Here is a 3,261-nt window from a genome sequence, read left to right on the forward strand (position 1 = left end):
TCGCAGGAGAATATCTGATCTCTTCAAGTTGATTTTCTTTATCTATGATAGAAGTTGACCTGACCTCCTCGAAGTCATGGTCTTCTGAATCAAGCCAGAAAACAGGTATGAAACTTCTGGAGAACCTGAAAGATAGTTCCTGAGCTAATTTTAGTATCGAGATTGCTTTATAGATGGTAAAGAGCGGTCCGCCAAAAAGGCCCACCTGCTGGCCGGTGAAAATCACCAGGGAGTCCGGTTCTTTGAGAAGCTCTATGTTCTTAAAACCTTCTTCTGCAGAGCCAAACCTTCGACTCTGTTGCCCGAGAATGGAGGAAAGTTTCTCTCTCTGATATTTTCTTTCCTTAATTGATTTGAAAACCCGTAAATAGTTTTTATCTTTCCGAAAATCGCCAACATAGAATCTTTCCACTTTCCCGAAATCATACAGGAAATCGGAAAAAAGTTTCGTAGTGCCCAATATTTTCCTGAAATCGACTGGCATAAGTTTCAATCGGAAAACTGGCTTTCCATCCCGCTCCTTTCAAAGAGCATCACCAGTGATTTCCCTTTAGACCTGGATTTGTGCCACTGTCCCTTCTTCACCAGAACCCCCTCTCCTTTTTTTAAAACCATTTTTTCCTTATCAAACTCCAATTCGATCTTCCCGTCCAGAACGTAAAAGAACTCATCATAGGGATGATTATGCTTTTTATATTCCCCCTTGATCATCGAAAGCAGGATATTGGCATCGCCCACCCTGCTTATGGGAATTGGCTTAAAAGGGTCTTTTACTTTTCTCCCCTCTCTTAAAAGGTCAATCTTGGGCATCTTCACTCCTTTTTAGATATATTTATGTTTGTCTTTAAACTCGCATTTTTGAAAAAGAACGCAATCCCCACATAAAGGGATCCTGGCTTTGCAGATTTTCCTGCCGTGCTCGATAAGATCCAGATGAAAAGGGTAAACCAGAGCTGGCGGAATCTTATTCTGCAAAAGAATGTGAGCTTTTTTAGAGTCGGTTTTCCAGGGAATCAGACCGAGCCGTTTGCTGACCCGTAGAATATGAGTATCCACTGGCAAAACTGGTCTACCTAAGGCAAAGAGCAGCACGCAGGCGATGGTTTTATCTCCCACTCCCGTGAAATGGCTCAGATAATCTTTAACCTTTTCTGTATCCCATTTTTTTAAAAAGTCAAGACTCTCTATCCCTTTTTCTCTATAGATTTGACTGAGAATATTTTTTATCCTCTCGGCTTTGATTTTTTCAAGTCCCCCTACTTTAATGCTCTGGACGATTTTACTCAAAGGTGCCGATTTTACCTCTTCCCAGTTTTTGAAATTATGCTTTAAATTCCTGTAAGCTCTATGACTGTTGTTATCCGAGGTGTTCTGTGAGAGTATTGTCGCAATAAGCTCTGATAATGGGTCATGTGAAAGTCTCAAAATCTTCTTGCCATATTCTTTCTCCAATAGTTTCTCTATTGTCCTTATCTGCTTTGAATCCTCCATCAGCCTTACCTATGAAATCACCAGTTGATGATGTTTCGTAAAATAGGTGCTCTGTGAAAGCCTGGAAGTGATTACCGCCGCTATGCTCACCGCACAGATGAGCATGTAGACTACGATTATCTGAAGTTTCACCGCCTGAAGTGGACTGGCGCCGGCTAAGATCATCCCGGTCATTGCTCCGGGGAGCTGCACCAGACCTACGATCTTCATCAAATTTAGAGTCGGTATCATTGCAGCCCTGACAGTGGCTTTGAAAGAATGCTCTACTGCCTGGCTTGAGGTTACTCCCAGGGATAGGGCCTGTTCTATCTGGTCCTTCTTGTTCTTCATCTCTGAATGCATCCTCTCTAAGGCTAAGGCTGAGGCAGTGGTTGAATTTCCAATAGTCATACCAGCCAGTGGTATAACATATTTCGGGTCAGCATTGATGACACCTAAAAGGAGTAATCCACCTAAGGTGAAGAAGGTCCCTACCCCGATAGAAAAAGTGGAGATTGTGAAACCCTTCAAACTTCCTTTAGTCCTGGACCCGGCAGTCTGGCCCCCGACAACAACCATAATCAGGATAACCAGGAAGATGAGCCAGAGATTGTTTAGGTCAAAGACCAGTTCCAGGGCATACCCCACTGCAATTAGCTGGACAAAGGAGCGCAAAGTACCGATGAGAAGGTCTTTTTCGAGGTCAAGCTTTTTAAGAAAAGATATCCCGAAAAAGACACCTACCAAGATCAAAGCCAGCAGGACCTCTTTAATGCCCATCACTTTTCCTCCTTCACCAATTCTCCTCTGATAAACTTCTGGGATAAGGGATTATCAGGGTTTTGCAAAACGATTTGCGAGTCACCTTCTTCGACTTTCTCGCCGTCGATGAGAATGACACATCTATGCCCTAACCTCTGCGCCTGGCTCAGATTGTGAGTGACGAAAAGTATGGTCAGTTTAAACTCCTGATTAAAATCTTTGATAAGCTTTTCGATTTGTAGAGTAGCCGTAGGGTCTAAAGCTGAGGTCGGCTCGTCCAGAAGTAGAACTTCGGGCTTGTGCATCAAAGTCCGGGCTAAAGAAACCCTTTGTCTTTCGCCGATGGACAACTCCTGCGAATCTCTTTTCAAAAAATCCGAATCCAGGCCTACCAGGTTCAGGCATTTCATCATCTCTTTTTCGCTTTTCTCATCTCTGACTTTCAGACCGAATAGCAGATTTTCCTCCACATTCCCATCGAACATAACCGGAACCTGAAAAACCAGACTGACTCTTTTTCGCAGATTCAACACTTCAAGCTCTTTTATATCGATCCCGTCTAAACAGATAGAGCCTGAGGAAACCTCCTCCAGCCTGTTTATCAGGCGGAGCAAGGTGCTTTTACCGCTCCCCGAAGGTCCCAGAATAGTGCAGATTTCCTCAGGCTGGACGGAGAGATCAACCCCTTTCAGGACTTCCATTTCTTTTAAATTATTACCTTCCTTTACTGCCCTCTTTCTGGTGACTTTTTTTAGTTCTATTTTGCACATATTGATTTGAAGAAGATTAACATTTAGCGAATTATATCACAAAAAAATCCCCTTGTCAATTTTTTTGTTAAGGGGCAGGGGAAAGTTTTAATGTAGCGGAAACCTTCAGGTTTCCAACTTGCTAAGAACAAAAAATGGAAGGCTGAAGTCTTCGCCAGGATCCTGCGGATAAGACCTTGTCCGAATTTGGATCCATAGGAACGGCCTTCCGCAACTAAAAGAATTAAAAAAACGTCCGGGATAAACCCGGACGCTACGA

5 protein-coding genes are annotated in these 3,261 nt (G+C 43.2%); all 5 read right to left on the bottom strand.

Annotation, left to right across the window (positions count from 1 at the left end):
- Nucleotides 1-484, bottom strand: a 484-nt coding sequence (locus MUP17_00180; protein MCJ7457398.1) for a bacillithiol biosynthesis cysteine-adding enzyme BshC, incomplete at its 3' end; no start/stop codon positions are given.
- A gap of 5 nt (nt 485-489) precedes the next feature.
- A complete protein-coding gene (locus MUP17_00185; protein ID MCJ7457399.1) occupies nt 490-810 on the bottom strand; it encodes a cupin domain-containing protein in 321 nt (106 codons plus the stop codon).
- 12 nt (nt 811-822) lie between these two features.
- Complete coding sequence (locus MUP17_00190) at nt 823-1,491, bottom strand: endonuclease III (GenBank protein ID MCJ7457400.1); 669 nt, start codon at nt 1,489-1,491, stop codon at nt 823-825.
- Between the two features lie 9 nt (nt 1,492-1,500).
- Entirely contained in the window at nt 1,501-2,250 is a 750-nt protein-coding gene (gene fetB / locus MUP17_00195) for an iron export ABC transporter permease subunit FetB (protein MCJ7457401.1), read from the bottom strand.
- Complete coding sequence (locus MUP17_00200) at nt 2,250-3,002, bottom strand: phosphate ABC transporter ATP-binding protein (GenBank protein MCJ7457402.1); 753 nt, start codon at nt 3,000-3,002, stop codon at nt 2,250-2,252. Before MUP17_00200 ends, fetB begins: the two co-directional genes overlap by 1 nt.
- Nucleotides 3,003-3,261 lie beyond the last annotated feature (259 nt).

The sequence above is a fragment of the Candidatus Zixiibacteriota bacterium genome, assembly GCA_022865345.1.
Taxonomy (GTDB): Bacteria; Zixibacteria; MSB-5A5; order MSB-5A5; family RBG-16-43-9; genus RBG-16-43-9.